This window comes from Cryptosporangium sp. NPDC048952 (assembly GCF_043197895.1).
In the GTDB taxonomy this organism is placed as follows: Bacteria; Actinomycetota; Actinomycetes; order Mycobacteriales; family Cryptosporangiaceae; genus Cryptosporangium.
This window is the reverse complement of sequence record NZ_JBICTY010000001.1, coordinates 193,995-215,312: the sequence shown is the minus strand read 5'-3', so window position 1 is coordinate 215,312 and position 21,318 is coordinate 193,995. Positions and strand designations below refer to the sequence as shown.

Sequence of the window (21,318 nt, the reverse complement as noted above, 5' to 3'; positions counted from 1 at the left end):
ACGGGGCCCCGGCTCGCGCCGGGGCCCCGCTCAGCGGGCTGAACGATCCTTGCGGAAGCCCTTGCGCAGAGACCCGGTCATCCGCTGCCACCGCGGCGGAACGCCCAGGTCGACGGGCTCACCGTCGGCGTTGGTACGGACCACCTCGAGCAGGCCGGCCGCCGCACGGACCTCCCACACCGAGCCGTGCAGGTGCGCCAGCGTCTCGATCTCCGAACCGTCGAGCCCGCGGACGACGAGCCGGAACGGCTCCTCGAACCGACGCTCGAGCAGCAGGATCGAGTTCATCGAGCGCCACCCGACGAACGCACCGGCGACGACCCCGACGACGCTGATCTGCGCGGCCGGCCGGAACCCCCGCTCGGTGTCGAGCGCGGTGATCACCAGGTCGAAACCGCCCCGTTGCTCGCGGGACGGCGTGATCTCCCGGCCGACGGCGAGCAGCCGCCCGTCGGGTGACCATCCGTGCGCGCCGAGCGCCGCGTCCTCGGGCAGCGGAACCCGAACCGGCGGCCCACCGGCCAGCGGCGCGATGCGCACGTACGCCCCGACGTCGACAGCGATCCGGGCGCCCTCGGGCGCGACCGCGACCTCACGCGGCTCCTCGCCGGAGAGGTCGTAGGCATCGCTGCGACCGGTCTCCAGGTCGAGCAGGTACATGCCTTCGTCGTTGCCGTAGAGCAGCCGCCGCCCACTCGGTAGCCAGGACAGCACTTCGGCGCCACGCACGGTAGCCGGGAACCCCCGTCGGCTTCCGTCGCGCAGGTCGAGCACGGAAATCGTGGGCACCGGTCGGTCGACGACCAGTGCGAGTCTTGTTCCATCCGGTGACAGCTGGCCCGGATCGTCCAGGCGCTCTGCCCCGACCATGCGAATTCGTCGCCCGTCGGCGGCCAACAGCAACGTCTGCTCACCGTCGTCAACGGCGAACGCGGCCCTCCCCGGCGGGTCGGCGTCCCACGACATCGTCCAGTCGGGGCACCGGGGGACCTCAGCTGGCGCGTACACGTCGATCACGGAAAACCTTCCTCTCCCCGGCTCCGAAGGGTAGAGGCTGTCAGCTCGGTTAGCCCGGGAAACATGCACGCGGACGATGGGAAGATCCGCGCCCCGGGCCGGGCGCTCTACGCTGGCCGCTATGGCCAACCCGCCGGACGACGTGGTCGTTCTCCATGACGGACCGTGGAGCCATCGCTTCGTACACGCAAACGGCAGCAGATTTCATGTGGCGGAAGCCGGAACGGGGCCGCTGATCCTGCTCCTGCACGGCTTCCCCGAGTACTGGTGGACGTGGAGACACCAGATCGAACCGCTGGCCGAGGCCGGTTACCGCGTGGCGGCCGTCGACCTGCGCGGCTACGGCGCCAGCGACAAACCGCCGCGCGGCTACGACGGGTTCACGCTCGCCAGTGACGTCAGCGGGTTGATCCGCGCGCTCGGCGAACGCGACGCGATGCTCGTGGGCCACGACTGGGGCGGTGCACTCGCCTGGGCCACCGCCACGTTCCACCCGCGCCAGGTGCGGCGGATGGTCGTGATCGGCTCGCCGCACCCGCTCCGGCTCCGTGCCGCGATCGCGGCAGACCCGCGCGGGCAGCTCGCCGCGAGCCGGACGCTGTTCGCGTTCCAGACCCCCCGCTACGAGCACCGCGTCACTGCGGACGACGCCACCTACGTCGGGAACCTGTTCGAGAAGTGGGCCGGGTCGCGCTGGACGGAAACCGACGACTACGCGGAGTACACGCGGGCGTGCCGCACCGCGATCCAGATCCCGCAGGCCGCGTTCTGCGCGATGGAGTACTACCGGTGGTCGCTCCGCTCGCTGACCCGGCCGGCCGGGTGGCGCTACGCCAAGCTGATGCAGGCCGACGTCACGGCGCCGACGCTGCAGCTGCACGGCGCCGACGACACCTACCTGCTCCCCCGCACCGCGGAGGGTTCCTGCCGGTACGTGACCGGCGGCTACGAGTGGCAGGTGCTCGACGGTGTCGGCCACTTCCCGCAGGCGGAGCAACCCGACGCGGTCAACGAGGAGCTTCTGCGCTGGGCGAAGGCGTCCTGAGCGCGGTCACCGTGGGGTGGTCCTCCAGCTCGACGAGCTGGAGGAGCGACCACGGCGAGAGCGCGACCCCTGCCCGACCGGCGAGCACCTCCGGCCAGTCGACCCAGCGGTACTCCTCGACCTCGTCCGGGTTCGGCACCGGCTCGGCGTCGACGCGGACGCCGAAGACCGGGCAGATCTCGTTCTCGACGATGCCGTCCAGCTCGGCGCGGTAGCGGAAGTCGGGCAGCAGCGGCACGATCTCGTCGATCGTGACCGAGAGGCCGAGCTCGTGGTGCAGCCGACGCCGCACCGCGGAGACCGCGTCCTCCTCCGGCGCGGGGTGACCGCAGCACGAGTTGGTCCAGACGCCGGGCCACGTCTTCTTCGACAGCGCCCGCCGGGTCAGCAGGAAGCGTCCGGACCGGTCGAAGACGTAGCTCGAGAACGCGGCGTGCAACGGGGTTTCACGATGGTGACTCGCCAGCTTGGGTGCGGTGCCGATGGCCCGTCCGTCGTCGCTGAGCAGGACGATCAGCTCGTCGTCGGCCACCGGATCGGGTGAAATTCGGCCTGCGGGCCGCCCGTTGGTACTGTGCGGTTCCTCACAGGCCAGCACCTCGGGCATGCCCGATTCGGCCCTTTCTGTGTAGGCGAACACCACGAAAGCCTCTTCCATCCACGGCGCTGGACGCATTCCGAGTTCCAGTCTGCCTGCCGAGAGATGAGTGCGCCTCTCGAGACCGACGGGGCACGGGGTGTTGTTTCGCCGTACCGTGTCAATCGACGGCACGACAGTGAACTGCGGAGACACGCTTGGTGCACAACCGGCAGCCAGGGCCACGGCCCTCGCTTCGGCGTGCCTTCGCATCGCTGCTCGCCACCGCTGCGCTCGTCAGCGTGTTCGCGCCGGCCGCTCCCGCTGCCGCCGACACGGTCCGCGACCAACAGTGGCAGCTCTCTTTCCTCGACGCCCGGGCCGCCTGGCAGTACTCCACCGGCAACGGTGTGACGGTCGCGGTCGTCGACTCCGGCGTCGACGCCACCCATCCCGACCTCATCGGCCAGGTCCTGCCCGGTACCGACTTCGTCGACGGCTCCACCGACGGCCGCACGGACGTCGTCGGGCACGGCACCGCGGTCGCGGCGTTCATCGCCGGCCTGAACGACGCGAACGGCGTCGTCGGGATCGCGCACCGGGCGAAGATCCTGCCGATCCGGGTGCTCGATCCGCGCAACGAGTACGACTCCGCGGCGACGATCGCCAAGGCCGTGCGCTGGGCGGTCGACCGCGGCGCCGACGTGATCAACCTGTCGCTGGGCAGCGCCGACACCGCCAAGGTGCTGACCGACGCGGTCGCCTACGCGTTCAGCAAGAACGTCGTCGTGGTGGCGTGCGACGGCAACCTCTCCAACGACCGCGGCGCGAAGGTCTGGCACCCGGCGCGCGAGCCGGGCGTCGTCGCGGTCTCCGGGCTGCTGCGCACCGGAGCGTTCTGGACCGGCTCGCTCCAGGGCCCCGAGACCGTGTTGTCCGCCCCCGCCACGGAGCTGACCGCGGCCGGCCTCGACCACGGGTACTGGAAGGTCCAGGGCACCAGCTTCGGCGCGCCGATGGTCAGCGCCACCGCCGCCCTGATCCGGTCGCGCTACCCGGGCATGTCCGCGGCGAACGTCGTCAACCGGCTGATCGGTACGGCCGACGACAAGGGTCCGGTGGGACGCGACGGGCAGTACGGGTTCGGCGTCGTCGACCCGCTGGGCGCTGTCTCGGAGGAGGTGCCCGTGGTCAGCAGGAATCCCCTGCTGACCAGCCATGCGACCAACCGGGGCGGCAGCGCGCCGTCAGCTGGACCCGCGCCGAGCGTTCCAACGTCCGACCAGTCGGCGGTGAAAGCACCAGGACCGGCGACGACGTCGACGTCCCCGCCGGCCGAACCAGCACTGGCGAGCCGGATCGACGGTCTCCGGAACCGGGCGCTGCTGTTCGGCGGTGCGATCGCCGCGGTGATGTTGCTGGCGCTGGCAGCCGTCGGGTTCGCAGTCGTGCACCAGCAACCGCGGCCCCACCGGAAAGGCTGGGACATTCCGCCCGACGATCACCGCCCACCCCCCTGGTAGAGGGCGGGCGCTCAGCTCGCGGCCCGGGCCAGCGCGTCGCGGTAGGTGTTCCGGATCGTCTGCAGCCGCCGACGCCGGAAGCGCCCCGGTTCGGTCTGCCGTAGCGTGCGGCCGCGCTCGGACCAGAAGCCGGCGCGCGGCACCTCGTCCTTCTCCGGTGGGATGAACTTGAGTACCTCGTCCATCGCCGCGACCGCGACGATCAGCGACTCGCGTGCTTCCGCGCTCAGCACCGGCCCCGGCTCGCGTCCCGGGCCGCCCGCGGCGGCTTGTGCACACACGTCGGCGACGTAGAGCCACTCGCCGGCGTCCAGCAGCTCCGACGGCTCGTCGGCGCCGAACAGGACGACGTCACCCGGGCCCGGCAGCAGCGGCCGCTCGGGAAGCCGGAAGACGAACTCCCGCGGCGCCCCGCATCCCGGACAGGACCCGCTGTAACGCCGTGCCGGAGCGCCTTCGTCGGACGTCAGGGCACTGTCCCATTGGACGTCGCTCTTCCCACAAGCGGAACAAGGCCGCATATCCATGTAGAGATGAGCTTCGTCCCGGGTTCGTGCTACCGGTAATGCCATACCGGCAGCGTACCTAAATGCGAGGTTCGCGCGACCCCGCCGACCTGCGAGAACAGTTCCCTCAAGCGTCTTGTGAATGCTCCAGTGACAGGTGCGCGACGTCGTTGAAGAGCGTTAGCCGGAGTGCCCAGCCGCGCCGTTCCCAGCGCGTCACCGACGCGTTCTTGATGCCGCCGGAGGCGGCGATTTCCGCCACGTCGGCCTCGAGCAGCCCTTCGATCACGTACCGCAGCATGACGACGACCGAGTCGTGGGCGACGACGAGCACGCGCCGACCCGCGGCGGCCTCGCCCAGGTCGGTGAGGAAGCTGCGGAGCCGGATCGCCATGTCGGTGTGCGCCTCACCGCCGGGCGGGCGGTAGTAGAGGAATCCGGTGGCTTCGCGACGGGCCACCTCCTCGGGGTAGGCCACACGCAGCCGAGCTTCGGTGAGCAGCGTGAGGATGCCGATCTCGCGGTCGCGGACCCGGTCGTCCAGACGGAACTCGGGCGCGCGGCCGACGGCGGCGAGCGCGTCGACAGCGGCCTGCGCGGTGTGCCGGGCGCGCAGGTACGGCGACGCGATGACCAGGTCGGGTGGGTTGTCCAGCGAAGCGGCCCAGCGCCCGACCGCTGCCGCTTCCCGCTCGCCGCGGGCGGACAGCGGGACGTCGGCGTCGCGGGCGGGCAGCCCGTCGACCTCGGCGATGCCGGCCTGGTTCGCGGCGATCAGCAACTCGTTGGACAGGCTCTGACCGTGCCGGACCACGGTCAGTTCGGCGACGTCGACGCCGGGCGCGGGGAAGCCGGAGACGCTCATACCGAGCCGTCCGCCCGAACGCGTGCGGGCTGACGGCCGAGGATCAACGTGACGAGCGCCTCGTCGATCGTGCGGCCGAGCAGCCACTCCGCGGTGTGGTCGAGCGCGAACACCCGGCCGGTGGTGTCGATCGCGAGCGTGGAGACACCGTCGTCCTCGAGGCCGAGCGGGAACAGTCCGACGTTCAGCGCCGCTCCGAGCCCGCGCAGCGTCAGCCAGGTGTGCAGGGCCAGTTCGGGGTCGAGCGTGAACGTGGCGCGGGCGACGTCGACGCCGGGGCCGTCCTGGTGCACGGTCAGGCTGCCGAACTCGGCCAGCGCCTCGGACGCCTTGGCGGAGAACGTGTGCTGGTGGCCGGCCGGCGACGCCCAGGCGCTGAGCGTCAGGCCCCAGTGGCGGGCCCGCTGGACGTCCTTGCGGCCGGGAGTCCACCCGGACGCGCGCAGCACGGTCTCGACCTGCTCCGGGAACCTCGTCATGCGCTCACCGTCGTGACGCCGAACTCGCTGAGCAGCACCGTGCACGACCGGCAGGGCGGCTGGAACCGGCCATGGGTGGGATCGCCGTCCTCGCGGATGCGTGAGATGTGGATCTGGCCGCCGTCCAGGGCCGCTTTCGCTTCGTCGAGGGTGACCGGACGCCCGGCTTCCTTGTCGGCGTCGTGCAGACGGTCGGAGATCAACGCGACCTCCGCGCACCAACCGGCGTAGCGCTCGCGCTGCGCGGTGGGGAGCTCGTCGAGAATCCGCGCCACGATCGGGTGCAGGTTCGGCGCGACATCCCCGCGGATCGAGGTGTGCGAGTGCACCATCCCACCGACGATGAGAGCACCCGCCGTCATCGGAAGCGGACGTGGTGCAGCGGACGCGGGCATGCGGTGGACCCTACCGTTCGGTTCTTCACCACCGCCGAGCGGAGTTATCGTCGAAGGACGATGTCGCTCACGCTGCAGGTTTCCGCTTCCCGACCCGGCGCCTTCCCGTCTTTGGGGGAGGCGCTCGCCGCCGCACGGCCAGGCACTGTGGTGACAGTGGAGGCTGGTGAATATTGCGAGAACCTCGTCCTGACCGATCTGGACGTAACCGTCGATGCGGACGAGGGAACCGTGCTCATCCCACGGGACCGGTACGCACCGCTCGTGGCGGTGCGCGGCGGCTCGGTGACGCTGACCGGGCTGATGCTGCGCGCCGAGGACGCGCCGGGCGTGCTCGCGTCCGGCGGACGGTTACGTCTCGACAGGTGCCGCATCTCGGCCGGCTTCGGCCCGGGAGTCCGTGCGTCGGACCGGGTCGAGCTGACGATGAACGACTGCACGGTCTCCGGCGCGCAGCAGGGGCTGTTGATCGAGGACGCCGGCGGCACGATCACCGCCACCACGTTCGAGGACATCGCCGACGACGGCGTGGTGGTGCGCCTGGGCGCGGATCCGGTGCTGCGCGACTGCACGATCGTCCGCTGCGGGTACCGCGGTGTGTACGTCTACGAATCCGGGCGGCCGACGCTCGAGGGGTGCTCGGTCTCGGAGACCCGCGGGACCGGCGTCGCCGTGACGCAGGGCAGCGCGCCGGTGCTGCGACGCTGCACCGTTCGGGGTGCCGGCATCACCGTCGACCGGGGCTGCGCCGGGTCGATCGAGGGTTGCGAAGTCGACGGCACGATCTCGATCGCCGACGGTGCGACGACGACCGTGTCGGCGTTGGCGGCTCCGGCTTCCACCGGCGGCGTCGACACGCTGCTGGCCGAACTCGACGAGATGGTCGGCCTCGGAGGCGTCAAGGCCGAGGTCCGCGCCCTGATCGACGAGATCCAGGTCAACGAGTGGCGTCGCAGCGCCGGGCTCGCGGTGGGCGCGATGAGCCACCACCTGATCTTCGCCGGTGCGCCCGGAACCGGAAAGACGACGGTGGCGCGGCTGTACGGCCAGATCCTGGCCGCGCTCGGAGTGCTGCCCGGCGGACCGTTCAAGGAGGTGTCCCGGCGCGACCTGGTCGGCCAGTACATCGGCCACACCGCCGAGAAGACGTCGGCAGTGTTCGAGTCGGCGAAGGGCGGCGTGCTGTTCGTCGACGAGGCGTACACGCTGTCGCGATCCGGGTCGGCGGGCGGTGACTTCGGCCGGGAAGCCATCGACACGCTGGTCAAGCTGATGGAGGACCACCGGGACGAGATCGCGGTCATCGCGGCCGGCTACACCGGCGAGATGCAGGACTTCCTGGACGCCAACCCGGGTCTGGCGTCGCGGTTCGTGAAGACGATCGAGTTCGACAACTACACGCCCGACGAACTGACGCTGATCGTGCAGCGCATGGTGGCTTCCGGCGACTACGAACTGACCGCGGACGCGTCCCCGGTGCTGACGACACACTTCGAGTCGGTGGAACGCGGCCAGAACTTCGGCAACGCGCGCGAGGCGCGGAAGCTGTTCGAGGGCATGCGGAAAGCCCAGTCGCAGCGGCTGCGCGGGCTGGGCCGGATGCCGGTGATCGAGGAGTTGCGCACGCTGACCGCGGAGGACGTGCTCACCACGTGCCGTCGTCTGTGACGCGGGGCGGCTCGGTGCCGACGATCAGCGTCGTCAGCGCGGCGTCCACGGTGGGCCCGAGGAACCACTCGCCGGCGTGGTCGACAGCGAACACGCGCCCCTGCTCGTCGATCGCGAGCACCGCGTCGCCGTCCCCCTCCACACCCAGCGGGAACACCTGGACGCCGAGCAGGCGGCCGAGGTCCGCGAGCGTGGCCGCAGTCGCGGCCGCCATCGTCGGGTCGAGCGCGAACGGGCGGCGACGTAGTTCGACGCCGGGCTCGTCCTGGCGCACGTAGAGCCCGCCGAACTCGGCGAGAGCAGCCTCCGCGGCGGGAAACGCTACGTGCCGGGAACCGTCGGCACCCGGTTGGGCGCAGACGATCCGGATCGCCTCCGCGCTCGACTCCGGCACCTGCCGGCCTTCGTCCCAGCCGCTGGCGCGCAGCACGACCTCGACCTCGGTCGGGAACCGGCTCAATCCTCGCTCCAAAAATCCTCCGGCGGCGCGACGTCGAACCCGAAGTAGGCGAGCATCGCGAGACACGACATGCATGGGGCACCCGGAACCGCGTCCTGCGGATCAGCTGGCTCGCGGACCCGGTAGGTCACCAGTTCGGCGCCGCGGAACACTCGTTTGCGGGCTTCGTCCAAGGTGGTCGGCCGTGGACGCCGGGCGTCCTCGGCGAAGAGCGCCGTCGACAGCGCGATGATCTCCGAGCAACGTTCCCGGCCGCGCTCCCGGAACTCCAGCGGGAGCCGCTGGAGTGCGTCCCGCACGAGCGGGTGGTGCTGCGGAGGTGTGTCGCCCTTGAGGCTGCGCGCCGTCACCGGAGGCCCGTCGAGCATCAGGTAGGTGATCGTGGCCGGGGTACCGACCCGGTTGAGGTCGCGGCGGATCTGGCTGAGCTGGGGCTCGTGGTGGGTCGCGCGATACTGCTGAGCGACGACCTCGACCGGCAGCGCCGGCCACACCGACAGCTCGCCGGTCTCCCGGTCGATGACGCCACGCCCGGCGCCGAGCTGCGGCTCGTCCGCCGACCCCCAGACGACGAACCCCGCGTCGAACTCGTACAACTGCGGAGAGAGGTCAGGGCTGCTCTCGGCCACCCAGCGCGCGGCGATCCGGCGCGCTTCGTGGGACGTGATCACGGGTCCACCAGCAGCACTTCGAGCGACCGGACCCACTCCGCCGGAACGGGCTGGTCGGACACCGTGCCGAGCTGGGGATCGACCCAGCGCACCTCGTCCTGGTGGTTCACGGCGGCCGACGTGCGCGCGTTGCCGTCCTGCCAGCCGGTGACCAGTACGGCGAATGCGCCGTGCCCCTTGCTCTTCAGCCGGTCGGCGATCGTGTCGAAGGCCTTCCGGACCTGCTCCGTCCGGTCGCCCTGCTCGACGAGGGCTTCCAAACGCCCGTTCAGCGTCCGTTCCAGCCGTTCGCGCCCGGCCTGTTCACCGCGCAGGGGTAGCCGTGTCGTTCCGCTGCGGTGCGCGTCCACGATCCGCGGCACCGCGACGCGGGGACGTCCGAGCACGTAGGTGTCGTAGAACGCGAGCGTCGCGTCGACGCAGTTCTGCGCCCGGCTCTGGTCGGCGCGCAGGCCGACGCCGTTCAGCCGGGTCAGCCAGCCGGGCGTCGGCTCGGGGGCCTTGCCGCCCGGCAGTGCCTGTTCGAGTGCCAGGTGCTCGGCTTGCAGCGGGCGTCGGTGGCCGGGCGGGATCTCGTAGTCGCGCACCTGCGCCACCGCGGCGCCGTTGACCCAGCGGCAGAGCTCCGGCCGCAGCCCGACCAGGTCGATCAGCTGCTCCCGGCAGTCCAGCCGCGCACCGATCGCCTCGGCCGTGCACCCGGCGGCTTCCCGGTCCAGCCGCTGGGCGTCGCTACCGAGCCGCTGATACCGCTCGACGAGTTCCTGTTGCCGGGTGGACATCTCGCCTGACTCGGCGACGCGCTTGTCGCGCTCACCGGCCAACGTCTTGAGATGCGCACCGAGTTGGCGGAACCGCTGCTCGGCGCGGTCGAGCCAGTCGCGGAGCTGGTCGGCCTGGGTCTGTCCCTGGTCTGCGCGGGCGGTCGCGGTTTCGGCGTCCCGACCGTTGGCGGCCTCTTCCCGCAGCTGGGCGATCCACGCATCCCAGGCGGCAACGTCACGCATGGCGCCCTGCGCCTGGGCCGAGAGCTTCTGCTGCTCGCCGGCGACCGTGTTCGCCTCGGTGGTGATCTGCTGCAGTTCCTCGGCGAGCGTCGAGCGGCGGTGCGCGGTCCACTGCCAGGTGGCGCGGGCTTCGTACGCCTGGTCGCGGGTGAAGGCGGCCTGTCGGCTCAGGTCCGCGGCCCGCGTCTCGGCCGCGATCGCGTCCCGGCCGGCGCGGTGCGCCTGCACCTGGAGCTCCACGTCGGACCGGCGGCGTCCGGACTCGATCGCCTGCGTGCGCGTCAGGCTGTCCGGCGGTGGGACCGGTGGCGGCATCAGCAGCCGGATCGCCCGCGGCAAGCGGTCTGCGACCGCCTGCCGGTAGTCCCGTTGCCCGCCGAACGGGTTCTGTTCGACCGGATCAATGGCGACGTCGAGCGCGAGGTCGGGGTCCGGTCGGAGCAGATCCAACAGCGGCCGCTGCGAGCCACCCGCCGTGCCCGCCACCGAAGTTGCGGCGGCCGAAGCGACCTCGGACGCGAGCGGTGTCCGAGGCGCAGGGACCGGTGCTGGCGCGGGCGGGGCGGTGGGCTCCTGTGGGGGTGTCGGTTTCGGGAGGGGCGGGAGCTGACCCGAGAGGATCGGGAGCATCGTGGTCGGATCGGCAGCCGGAATCGCTGCCGAAGACGGCGCTCGCTCGGCCGTCCGCGGTGCGGGAACGACCGCCGGCGTCTCGTCGGCACGCTGCATATCGTCGGCATCGACGGAAAACGCCAGGGCGAGCGGGATCCTGGACGAGTCGTTCGACGGCGCTGGCTGTGCGGGAGGCGCAGCCTCCCGGGCGGGAGCGCTCACGAACTCCGGCGGCGTGAGCAGCTCCGGCGGCGTGGGCCCGGGCTCGAAATCGGCCGGATCAGGCATCCGATACGGCTGCGTGGGCTCGTCGACGAACCGACGACGGCGATCAGCCACCATCCGCGCGTTCGTGTCCTGCAACGCGGGCGTGTTCTGCAACGCCGGCGGACCGGCTTCCACGTCCGGATCCGCGGCCAAGCGGAAGTCCGACCGCGTCCACCGCGACCGCTGCCCCCGCCCGTCCCGTTCGCCACGGACGAGCAACAACGCGTGCGGCATCCCGGTGGGCGACGCAGGACCGTCGGGTAAGGAGGGCTCGGACGTGCTCGCCGACATCGCCGGACCCGCCGACCACCGGGTCGCGCCCGGGTCCTCCTCCGGCGCACCGAGACGCTCGACGTCGGGGTCGGTGCCCTGTTCGGTCACGGGACCGTCGACGGCGGAGGTTTCCACGTGCACACGGTACGCGTGTGACGCGCGCGCCGTCCGGTCATCGTGACGCGTGGAATCTTTTGTGACGTCTCACAACCAAGCTGCCAGGAGCGGGTCCGCGAGACGGTCCGGTTCGGCGGTCCGACGGTCGAGGTCGTTGGCCGCGGCGTACACCGCGGTCCGTCCCGTTTCCGGCCCGGCGCGCATCGCCATGCGCACCACGTCCGCGACCGCGGCCCGCGCGGCCATCCGCTGTGCGGCCGTCACCGCACTCGGGTCCGGCACAGGTCCGTGCAACCGACCGACCAGCCGACTCCCCGGCGCCGAGGGCGACAGGAGCGGACGGGCCGCGGGCAGCGTGGCAGGGTCGTCGGTGACGAGCGTGGCGGGGTGCTGCGCGCGCAGGTGCCGCCAACCGGCCGGCGTGGGCGGCCACTGCACCCACAGCGCGTGGCGGCGGGCGAAATCCGGAGCGAGGCGCCCGACGATCCACGGCACGGTGTCATCGGCGGTGACGAACAGGAACCGGACGTCGCCGGTTGCCTGCGGGTTGAGGCGCCGCAGCAGCCGGTCGACGGACGCGACCAGGTAGGGGGCGGTCCAGCGGGTGGCGATGTCGTAGGCCGAGGCGACGGCCGCGATTTCGGCCGGTTTCGTGAGCCCGTGAGCCGCCGCGGCTCCGGTCACCGGTCGTACAAACTCAGGAACGTCGTCTCGGGCGGAAGCTGCACCCCGATGCGGTCCAGCAGGTGTTGCGCCGCCTCGTCCCTGGGGACCTCCCGGAGAATCGACAGGAACCGGTCCTGGGCCAGGTAGTTCACCGAGTCGATCACCCACTTCCAGTCGGGGAGGATCGGCGTCACGGAGCGGTGGCCTTTCGCGCCGCTGATCAGCACCGTCACGCCCGACGCCGGCCGCTCGAAGCCCTGGTAGTGATCCAGGTAGTAGTGCACCGCCGTCGACCCGTCCGACGGCGTGGGCGCCAGGCGCTCCGCGTTCTGCCGTGGATCCGGCGGAGGCGGCTCCGGATAGATCTGCGCTCCCCCGGGATCCCGACCCTCCTCCATCGCGGCCAGGTACCGCTTGATGATGACCCGTGGCGGAAAGGGCCCGTGCGATGTGATTCGGCCCGTGCTCTCCTCGAGCACCAACGTCGTCTTCCCTGGTTGCCGCGACTGTTCGGCTTCCTCCGCCGTCAACGGAACCGACCGCAGCGCCCACCCGTGCGGGAACCGGTACATGTTCCATCTCAAGCCGGGACGGAAGACGCGATCCAGGTACGCCTGTGCTGCTTCCCTCGTATCCAACGGTTCCGTCACCGTTGACCCTCCCATCCAGCTCGACCGTGATGTAGGACAGCTCGATCGTGTCCGCCGCCAGATCTTCGGGCGGCCCGTCGGACGTGGTGCCTTGCTGCGGGTCCCACCAGACCGGACCGTCCGCACCCAGCGGATAGACCACGACCGTCGCGTGCGACTCGCCGTGCAGGGGCTGGTTCTCGTCGTCGAACAGCAGACCGTTCTCGTCCGCGTCCTGCCAAATGTTGACGACCAGCGCCGCCGATCCTGGCCCCAGCTCGGCGACGTGGTCGTGCAGAGCCCAGAACTGCTCGGCCATCGTCGGCAGGTGATCGTGGTGCAGCCACGTGCCGGCATTCAGCCACTGCATTGCCCGCACGATGCCGCGCAACTCGCCGAGCTTCGATCCGTCCGGCCAGCGCGCCATCGAGACCGCTGGTCGACCGTAGAACGAGGAGATCGCCGCCAGCGAGCAGTCGAGGCAATTGTTGTCCCGCCCGGGTCGCGCCGGGCCACCGTCGTTGATCAGCGCGCCGTAAGGATGGAAGCGCGGATCCTCGCCGATCGCCGAGTTCAACACCTTGTCCACCGCGGATTGGTACGCCTCGTTCTCGAGCCGCCGCAGCCGCTGCTTTCCGAATCCGCGGGTCAGGGCGAGCGGGTAAGCCTCCCCAGCAAACGGCCCCGCCGGCCCGTCGGGATTCACCCGTCCTGGTTCTCCCGGCACAGCCGGTACAACTCGTCCGCCGTCGGCAACGCCGTGCCGTTCCTCGCCTGCTGCAGTCGATCCGCCTCCGCCCGGTCGATCGGCCGGAACTGGGCTACGTACCGTTCCTGAGAGAGGTACCCGACGTCGCTGCACCTCCAGCCCTTCGCGTCGGAATCCCAACGGATCGACCGGTGGCCGCCCGGTCCGCTCCGGAGCACGATGACGATGACGATCGATTCCGAGAGCGCCCTCGCGAAGTAGTAAAGTTCCTCCGACCCGTCCGACGGCGTCGGCGCCAGTCGCTCCGCGTTCGCTGTCGGATCCGGCGGGGGCGGCTTCGGGTAGATCTGCGCTCCCCCGGGATCCCGACCCTCCGTGATCGCCGTCAGATACCGCTGAATGATCACCTGCGGCGGATAGGGCCCGTGCGCTGTGATCCGTCCGGTGCTCTCCTCGAGAATCCAGGTCGACTTCCCCGGCTGTCGCGCGCGCTCGATCTGCTCCGGCGTCACCGGGACCGACCGCAGCGCCCATCCGTGCGGGAACCGGTGCATGCTCCATTTCAGGCCGGGCCCGACGACGCGATCCAGGTAGCTCTGTACCGCCTCCCGCGTCTCCAAACTGTTCGCCACCGTTGACCCTTCCGTCCATCTCGACCGTGATGTACGCCAGCTCGACAGTGCCTGCCACCAGCCAGTCGGGTGGTCCGGCTGCAGTCAAGCCTTCTTGCGGGTCCCACCACACCGGTCCGTCGGCATCCAATGGATAGACCACCACTGTCGCGTGCGTCGCACCCTCGACCGGCCGGCCCTCTTCGTCGATCTCGTCCTGCCAGCCGTTGACGACCAAAGCTGCTGATCCGGGACCCAGCTCAGCGACATGGTCGTGTAACGCTTGGAACTCCTCAGCGATCGTCGGCAGGTCGTTGCGCATCCACGTGTCGGTACCGAGCCACCGCATCGCACGATCGAGACCGTCGCGCTCGCCGTCCCACTGACCGTCCGCCCACCGAGGTACCGCCACCTCGGGTCGGCCGTAGAACGACGACAACGCGGCGAGCGAGCAGTCCAAACAGTTGTTGTCGCGTTCCGGTTGGCCGATTCCGCCATCGTTGATCAACGTGCCGAACAGGAACCGGCTCGGATCGGCGCCGACTGCGTATCCGTCCGGCGTGACGAGTGCATCCTTGACGTCGTCCAGGTAGCTCTCGTTCTCCAACGGACGCAGGTTCGCCTCGCCGTACTGCCGGGTGCTCGACAACGGCGGCGCCGGATCCTCGCGGGCAAACGGCCCTGCGGAGCTGTAACCAGGCGGACCGCCAGCGGGGTCGGCCGGAGGCGCTACAGCGGATCCAGACCCGGCGGTTCCCCCTTCCACCGGAAGAGCCACCGAATCGTGTCCTCGTCCGGCAACGGCTCCCCGCCGGTAATTCCCGGAGTTATCCCCTCCGCTTCCGCCCGACTCACCGACCTGAACCGGTCGTAATTCCGTGGGCTGAAGAGGATCCGGTGAGCCGCCTCTGGGTCGTAACTCCACGCCTTCTGGCTGTGATCCCACAGAAGGGCGTCGGAACTCGTCGTTTCCAGGACCGCCATCCCTACCGGTTCCGTGCTGGCGGAGATGCTCTCGTAAAGCGTGTAGTAAGCCAGCGTCATCAGGGTTCAGCTCCTCTGCCGCAGCCGCTCGAATCGGAAAGTCGTACTCATTGAGGCCAAACTCGGTCACCACATCCGCGAGTTCGAGGTTCTGCCCTGTCAGCCACTCACGGTAGCCGTCAAATGGCACAGGATGCTTCGAGACCCAGCGAGCGAAGCTGTCGTCCTCGACCGACCACACCGGCGCGAGACTTTCTGGTGGGTCGATCAGTCCCAACGCCTCATAGGAATCGCCGGCACCTTTGTGGTGCGACAGAAGCCGAAGAATGGCATGAACCTTCCGTTCAGGCGCTTCCTTGGGTTCTTTAAGGATTCGGTCCAGTTCAGACAGTGTTCGGACGTCTCCGGCAGAGCGCTTCCCAGAGATGTTCAGTTCGAACAGCCGACCGTTGTGCGGAGCCCGCCAAGCGATGATTAGGCGTCGATGGACATTCCCTGCTTGCCATGTGTCAACCGCGCGAAGAGTTTCGTACCCCTTCGTCCGCAAGCCATCAGCGATAGCGGCCACGCCGTCTCGATATAGCAGTTCGTCCGGAACGCGGAGCGAGACATCGACGACCCTACTGCTGGCCGACACGAATACGGCCGGCGTCTTGAAGTAACGATATTCGTCAGAATAGTCGGCGGCCAGCGCGTCGATGTCCTGAACGCGAACCCGAAGTGATTCCGTGCCACCAGCCTCCGAGGTGCCAAGCACCTCGCTGCTGATGTGCCGCAGATCAGTCTCAATGGCTGACGCGGCCGCTTTCACAGCATCGGTCTCGCTGGCAAGCGCCTCCAGAACGTCCGGGGGAAGAACCCGCTTCGCTGAACGACGGGGATGACCAACGGTGACCGGCAACTTCGACGACCCAAAGAGATGACCAGGCAACAAGTCGCGCCCCATGGCCGCCCGGAACAATGCAACCTCGCCGAAAGCGGACGGTACAGCGCCGACCCCGTAAACCACCTTCCCGTCGTCGCCACCTACTACCCACGTACCGTCAGCCAGCTCTCGAATTTCTACCGACGCCGCCGCGAACTCCCGCCTTTCCAATGGCCAGTCCTCCGGCCAGTCAGACAGCAATTCGTCGGGTCGGTGCGCCACAAACGGAATCAGATCGACACCGGCACGTCGTGCCGCCGTGAGCCGACGATTATCGAGGCTCGCCAGCGACCCGTCCCCCCATTGCACGCCATGGAGCGGACCGCCATGCCAGTCAACAATCCGCTCGGCAAGCTTGTCGATGTCCATGCCGTCTCGCGTTCGCTTGCCGATCGACCGCTGCGTGAACTTAATCTCGGTTGGATCAACCATCCGTATATGCGGTTCCGACTGCTGAACAGAGCGTCGGTTCTCCTCGGGCACAGCGTCCAGATCAGCGAACCCGAGATCACTCAATGACCCTGCACGCACCCCAACCGGACGGGGCGTCCCCGAGCTCATCATCTGCCGCGGCGACATCGAACCCGCCGCCGAGGGCTTGACGCCAGCGGGTGAGCCCGGCCCGCGCGCGGCTACGAGCCAGCGAACCCCCTCCCACTCCACCCCAACCAACGCCCGCCGCCCAACCCAACTTCCCCCAGCCCCCGACCTCCCCGCCAACGCCACCTCATTCGGACTCGGATAACCAACCGACCCGAACTCCGAAGACCCCGCCCGCAACAAAATCTCGTCCGCATCAGCGAGCTGCCGCTCCAAATCCGTGAGCACCGCCTCCGGCGCAACCCGCGGATAATCCGAAGCAACAGCTTCCAGGTCCCCCTGCGGGACTAGTTCACCCGCGAGCCACCCCCGCACCACAACCGCCTGCGACTCCACCCGATCGCGCTCGGACTCCAACCGCGCGAACACCAAATCGGCAGCCGCCGGCGACCCCCACTCAAATCCACTCCGCGCCCACGAATAGCTCTCGACACCCGCCGCACGCACCTCGACCCGCGACACCCCTGACTCAACGAACCACCGCTCCAGATCCGGCATGAGCATCGGCGCATTCTGGAACCGCTCCACCCGCGCAAACAACGTCCCGGATGCATCCCGATTCACCGAAAAACGCACGACACCGACGCGCCGCCCAGCCGTATCCACCACATCGAGCCGCACAACGATGCGATCCGCCCGGGCGTCGACCCCTCCGACCCGCACCCCGAGCCCGTCATACGAGGCCATCGAGAAGCGCGAAGAAATCGCAGCCGCAAGGGCCCCGCTATCGACCCCACCCCGAGGATCCAACGGCGACATCGGCCGCGGCGACAAACGCCGTACCCCAGCCTCCGCGAGATATCGATCCAACTCGTCGAGTTCCCGACGCACCTCGACGCTGAACGATTCCTCCAGCGACCGGACAAGATACCGACGCTCACTCAACCGCGCCTCGACCAGCGCATCCACCCCAGCGCGCCGCCCCACCACCCGCGCCAGCGCCCTCCGGAACAATCCGCGCGGCGCCCTTTCCTGCAACGCCGCCGCGATTTCATGGACCCACACCCGCGCCAACTGCTCCGGTGCCACCCGCGCATTCACCGTCAGGACATTGCGGTTCCGCCCGACCGCAGTCGCCGCCACCTCCTGCATATCGGCCCCGACCGCGGCCTCGAACCGCATCGACCGACCGTCCCGCAACCGCACGGTCACGACCTCGCCGACCTCAATACCGTCGACCAACCTGCTCTTGAAATCCTCCGGCCGCACCTGCGCAGCCGCCGCGAGCAATTCCCCCGGTTCGAGGTCAGGCAGGTGGTCCGCGCGCCCATCAGGCGCGAACGAAGTCAGTGCCACCGACTGTGCCGCCGGTGACCCACTTCCCAACTTCCCTTCTTCGATCGACGCCATTCCGCGTACCACCGTGGGAGAGTCACCGCCCCGGACCGGTTGACCACTCGGGTCCAGAACGATCGACCAGACCCCGTCCACTGCATACTCGAACAGCGGCCGAGTCGACGCGGCGCCGATCTGGGCGTCGATCCAGTGAATGGTTCCGTTGTGGTTGACCGCGTTCCAGGCGTGCGACCCACCACCGTGGCTCGGAGCAACGCTGGTAATCAAGACCGCCGAAGCGCCATGGCCGGCCGAGAGCAGCTGTTCGGTCAGCGCCGGAAAAGCAGCATCGGCCGATGCGCCCTGATAGTCGAACGTGGCGCCGAGTGTCTCTTCGGCCCGCTGCCGTCCGTCGGTCTCACCAGCAGTCGAAGGCGACCCGTCGTCCGCATACTCCGCCTTCCGCGGCGCCGACACCTGCGGGTTACCGAGCCACGTGCCGACCAGACTAAGCGCCGTATCGAGGCAGTTGTTGGCCCGGAACGCCGTAGCGGCGGGTCCCCCATCATTGACCAGCCCCAGCCACCGCCCCAACGGATGCGGATACCGAACCGGCCGCCCACTGCCGTCCCGAGGCACCGAATCCTCCAGCGCCCGCTGATCCACGGGATCCGGCTTATCCAACCCACCGGCCTCCCCAATCGGCCGTCCCCCTCCCGGCGCGCTCGGGGCGTCGGGTGATTCTTCATCGGAGAACCTAAGAGCTCGCTCGCGGAAGTCTGGCGATGGTTTACCGACTTCGCTATTCGAAATCGCAGTGACGCCGAACTCCGGCAAGACGGCTTTACACGTTATACAAGGTGGCCGTACCGCACCCGTGCCCCTACCTCTGCTTGAATCGCCCCAGATTTGTATCGAGACGATTCTTGCGCCTGCCAGAGCCTCCATCGCCGCATCGCGACGGCCAGATTCCGGACCCTGGTAGGTGGCATCGAACTCAAAGAGGAAGTCCGAGAGAAGAGCCACTTCCGCGCATAAGCCATGCCAGGGTGCCTTCTGCGGAGCAGCCTGATCCGCCGGCAATTCGCCGGTCTCAGCTCGCTTCTCAGCGTCACGCTGGCTGGCTTCGTCGGCAGCCTTCTCTATTCGATCGAGGACCTTCTGAACATCAGGGTGCCTACTCGGCGGTCGAGTCCCCTGGGAGGGCTTGTAGCTAGTGTGAGACCGGACGACCCCGTCCGAGGTGACCAGAGCTCCCGCTATGGATGGAGCTCGTTCGTCTCGGAGACTGGGACCCCAGCCCTGATCGATAATTTCATTTTGTACGGTCGCAGCCAGCTCGCGAGCAATTGCGGTTGTGCGGTCGTCCCAGTTATCAGAAGGATCCAAGACCTGATCGTCCGAACGATAGCTGAAAGTACCTCGCGCCGTAGCACCAGTAGAAGTCGGGCGGGGATTAGGCTTCTCTCCACGTTGGTACTGCTCTTTCCGTTCGCCGCCTGCTGGTGAAGTCGGCGCCATGTCTTTCATAAGTGCGGAGCCCACTTCCGGCGGAGCGGTGCCCAGCGATCCTGCCTCAGCGACTGCTCCGGCTACGGCACTCGGTCGGCTCGTATTAGCTGGAATCGGCCCTGCCGCGGCTATCTTGCTTCGGGTTTGGGTGGCGGGCGCCGCAGTCGGTGTTTGGGCCGCCGAGGGCCAGGTCGGTGACCCACTTTCAACGGGGCGGGAAGGGGGCGGCCCACCTGGGTTAATGGCGCGGGAGCCGGCGGGCGAGGGTGCCGCTGGGCGGCTATCGACGGCGAGAGTAGACGCGGATGGCATCGGAGCGCCGCTGTTCGGGATTACAGACGTTGCTAGCGGTGAGGCGTCTGGGATTCGCGGCGTGAATTCAGCCGGAGCATTTGAGGCCGGAGGTGCAGTGCCGTCAGGGGCCCAGATTGACGATGGCTGCGCCATGGCGCTATCGCGAGGTGCGGGCAGCGGCGGTGTCGTGGGGTCTTGGGTGGGAGGTGCCGAGGCCAGGGGAGACACCGAGTCAGGTGTAAGCGCTGCAGTAATGGGTGTGAACGGCACGCCCGGGTCCGGGCTCGCGGCTGTGACTGGGCTGGGGGCCGTACTGGGCGCGGGGCTTGTGGAGGGGGCGGAGGGGGTCTGGGCGGTGTTCGAGGGCGCGTCGGAGGCGGTGGCCTGGCTGGCGTCCGGGAAGCCGGGGAGGGCAGGGGCGGGCTGGTAGGTGGTGGGGACGTTCAGGTCCAAGGCCGCGGGATGGGAGCCGAGGAGGGTTTCGCGGAAGGCGGTCGGGCCGCCGGTCAGGGCGGCGGCTGCCAGCTGCGCCGGAGAGATGGTGTTCGCGCGGCTCGCGCCGGCCAGTGCCGAGCTCATGATCGAGTCGGTCGGGTAGTCCCAGTTGCCGTAGACGGTCCCGTTCGCGATCCAGCTCGACGTCGGCGACGTGACCGCGTTGACGAGCCCGATGGACACCGCCTGACCGGGCGTCCCCGCGAATTGCTTGCCTAGGCCACCGAGCCTCGTCGACGGCGAGTTCGCGCGGTCGATGCCGCGGTTGATGCGGTTGATCGTGGCATCGGAGAGCCGATCGGTCACCAACCGCCCGGCGCGGTTCTTCGCCCACCGCACGGCCGGGGCGACGCCCATCCCGATCGGAACGCCGGCGGTCGCTCCGATGGCAGCGGCTGCTGTCTTCGAACCGTCCCAGCTGGTTCGGTGACCGCCCGCCATCTGGATGGCCTGGCTCAGGCCGTCGACGAGGACGACCTCCTCGAGCACCTCCTCGACGAGCTCCTCGAGCGCTTCCTTGCCGAGCCTGCGCAGACCCTCGCGCGTGACGGCCTTTTTCAACAGCTCTTTGCGGAGTTCCTTCTCGACGACCTTGCGCGCGATGCTGCGAACGAGCTGCCGGAACGACTGCTGAACGGCTACCCGACCGCCCATCATGATCGGCTGGATCGCTGCGGCCGACCCGCCGCCGGTGAAGAACGCCCCGATCAGCGCGGTGAACACGCTGATGATCGTGATGATCACGGTGATCAGCGTCGTCAGCTTGTTGTATTGCAGCTCCAACGCGGCATGGTCGCTCATGTCCGAGAGCGCGCCCGCCATGTCGGCCACCGCGCCCAGGCCGGACTCGGAGGACTGACCGAGCACCTCCCAGAGCCCCAGGAACGCGTAGCCGGAGTCGCCGCCCCACGCCGTGATCAGGTCGTTGACCACCGGACCGGCGTCCTGCATGGCGTCGCCGAGTGCCTGAGCGACCGCAGCCCACTCCTGGGCCAGGACCCACAGGTCGTCTTCGTTGCCCTCGGGCCAGGGATTCCCCGCGGTCACACCGCAGATGAAGTCCCACACGTAGTCGTATTCGCCGAAGTCCGGCTTCCAGACGGCCATGGCTACTGCTCGATTCCGGTCATTGCGCC

13 protein-coding genes are annotated in these 21,318 nt (G+C 69.2%); 3 read left to right on the top strand and 10 right to left on the bottom strand.

Translation table 11 applies throughout. From position 1 onward, the window contains the following. Nucleotides 1-30: 30 nt before the first annotated feature. Nucleotides 31-1,017 (bottom strand): hypothetical protein, encoded by a 987-nt coding sequence (locus tag ACGFY5_RS01025; protein ID WP_392715939.1) that lies wholly within the window; start codon nucleotides 1,015-1,017, stop codon nucleotides 31-33. Between the two features lie 121 nt (nucleotides 1,018-1,138). Between ACGFY5_RS01025 and ACGFY5_RS01020 the strand changes: the two genes are divergently transcribed. Beyond that, nucleotides 1,139-2,062, top strand: a complete 924-nt coding sequence (locus ACGFY5_RS01020) for an alpha/beta fold hydrolase (RefSeq protein WP_392715937.1) — start codon at nucleotides 1,139-1,141, stop codon at nucleotides 2,060-2,062. On the opposite strand, the gene idi is transcribed toward ACGFY5_RS01020, so the two are convergent. Continuing rightward, nucleotides 2,025-2,594: an isopentenyl-diphosphate Delta-isomerase gene (idi, locus tag ACGFY5_RS01015; protein ID WP_392715935.1), complete on the bottom strand. Its 570-nt coding sequence runs from the start codon at nucleotides 2,592-2,594 to the stop codon at nucleotides 2,025-2,027. The two genes, ACGFY5_RS01020 and idi, sit on opposite strands and share 38 nt — an antisense overlap. A 347-nt stretch (nucleotides 2,595-2,941) precedes the next feature. On the opposite strand from idi, the gene mycP reads away from it, so the two are divergent. Continuing rightward, a complete protein-coding gene (mycP, locus tag ACGFY5_RS01010; protein ID WP_392715933.1) occupies nucleotides 2,942-4,162 on the top strand; it encodes a type VII secretion-associated serine protease mycosin in 1,221 nt (406 codons plus the stop codon). Nucleotides 4,163-4,173: 11 nt separating this feature from the next. On the opposite strand, the gene ACGFY5_RS01005 is transcribed toward mycP, so the two are convergent. The 4 genes from ACGFY5_RS01005 to ACGFY5_RS00990 form a co-directional block, all read right to left on the bottom strand. Next, complete coding sequence (locus tag ACGFY5_RS01005; protein WP_392715931.1) at nucleotides 4,174-4,734, bottom strand: hypothetical protein; 561 nt, start codon at nucleotides 4,732-4,734, stop codon at nucleotides 4,174-4,176. A gap of 61 nt (nucleotides 4,735-4,795) precedes the next feature. Beyond that, nucleotides 4,796-5,533 carry a histidine phosphatase family protein gene (locus ACGFY5_RS01000; protein WP_392715929.1) on the bottom strand — a complete coding sequence of 246 codons (738 nt, stop codon included), beginning with the start codon at nucleotides 5,531-5,533 and terminating at the stop codon, nucleotides 4,796-4,798. Beyond that, nucleotides 5,530-6,012: an SUKH-3 domain-containing protein gene (locus tag ACGFY5_RS00995; protein WP_392715927.1), complete on the bottom strand. Its 483-nt coding sequence runs from the start codon at nucleotides 6,010-6,012 to the stop codon at nucleotides 5,530-5,532. The genes ACGFY5_RS01000 and ACGFY5_RS00995 overlap by 4 nt, the downstream gene beginning before the upstream one ends. Next, nucleotides 6,009-6,407 (bottom strand): YwqJ-related putative deaminase, encoded by a 399-nt coding sequence (locus tag ACGFY5_RS00990; protein ID WP_392715925.1) that lies wholly within the window; start codon nucleotides 6,405-6,407, stop codon nucleotides 6,009-6,011. Before ACGFY5_RS00990 ends, ACGFY5_RS00995 begins: the two co-directional genes overlap by 4 nt. A gap of 60 nt (nucleotides 6,408-6,467) precedes the next feature. On the opposite strand from ACGFY5_RS00990, the gene ACGFY5_RS00985 reads away from it, so the two are divergent. Then, nucleotides 6,468-8,075 (top strand): right-handed parallel beta-helix repeat-containing protein, encoded by a 1,608-nt coding sequence (locus ACGFY5_RS00985; RefSeq protein WP_392715923.1) that lies wholly within the window; start codon nucleotides 6,468-6,470, stop codon nucleotides 8,073-8,075. On the opposite strand, the gene ACGFY5_RS00980 is transcribed toward ACGFY5_RS00985, so the two are convergent. From ACGFY5_RS00980 to ACGFY5_RS00965, 4 genes are all read right to left on the bottom strand, one after another. Continuing rightward, nucleotides 8,053-8,535, bottom strand: coding sequence for an SUKH-3 domain-containing protein (locus tag ACGFY5_RS00980; protein WP_392715921.1), 483 nt, complete (start codon nucleotides 8,533-8,535; stop codon nucleotides 8,053-8,055). The genes ACGFY5_RS00985 and ACGFY5_RS00980 overlap by 23 nt on opposite strands. Continuing rightward, nucleotides 8,532-9,206, bottom strand: coding sequence for a YwqJ-related putative deaminase (locus ACGFY5_RS00975; protein WP_392715919.1), 675 nt, complete (start codon nucleotides 9,204-9,206; stop codon nucleotides 8,532-8,534). The genes ACGFY5_RS00980 and ACGFY5_RS00975 overlap by 4 nt, the downstream gene beginning before the upstream one ends. Further along, a complete protein-coding gene (locus tag ACGFY5_RS00970) occupies nucleotides 9,203-11,500 on the bottom strand; it encodes a toxin glutamine deamidase domain-containing protein (protein WP_392715917.1) in 2,298 nt (765 codons plus the stop codon). Before ACGFY5_RS00970 ends, ACGFY5_RS00975 begins: the two co-directional genes overlap by 4 nt. A 69-nt stretch (nucleotides 11,501-11,569) precedes the next feature. Continuing rightward, on the bottom strand, nucleotides 11,570-21,289 hold the full coding sequence (locus ACGFY5_RS00965) for a toxin glutamine deamidase domain-containing protein (RefSeq protein WP_392715915.1): 9,720 nt from the start codon (nucleotides 21,287-21,289) through the stop codon (nucleotides 11,570-11,572). Between the last annotated feature and the right edge of the window lie 29 nt (nucleotides 21,290-21,318).

Excerpts from the sequence above, each read along its gene's own strand:
- ACGFY5_RS01020 (WP_392715937.1), top strand. The coding sequence starts at position 1,139 with ATGGCCAACCCGCCGGACGACGTGGTCGTTCTCCATGACGGACCGTGG.
- ACGFY5_RS01005 (WP_392715931.1), bottom strand. The coding sequence starts at position 4,734 with ATGGCATTACCGGTAGCACGAACCCGGGACGAAGCTCATCTCTACATG.
- ACGFY5_RS01000 (WP_392715929.1), bottom strand. The coding sequence starts at position 5,533 with ATGAGCGTCTCCGGCTTCCCCGCGCCCGGCGTCGACGTCGCCGAACTG.
- ACGFY5_RS00995 (WP_392715927.1), bottom strand. The coding sequence starts at position 6,012 with ATGACGAGGTTCCCGGAGCAGGTCGAGACCGTGCTGCGCGCGTCCGGG.
- ACGFY5_RS00990 (WP_392715925.1), bottom strand. The coding sequence starts at position 6,407 with ATGCCCGCGTCCGCTGCACCACGTCCGCTTCCGATGACGGCGGGTGCT.
- ACGFY5_RS00985 (WP_392715923.1), top strand. The coding sequence starts at position 6,468 with ATGTCGCTCACGCTGCAGGTTTCCGCTTCCCGACCCGGCGCCTTCCCG.
- ACGFY5_RS00965 (WP_392715915.1), bottom strand. The coding sequence starts at position 21,289 with ATGGCCGTCTGGAAGCCGGACTTCGGCGAATACGACTACGTGTGGGAC.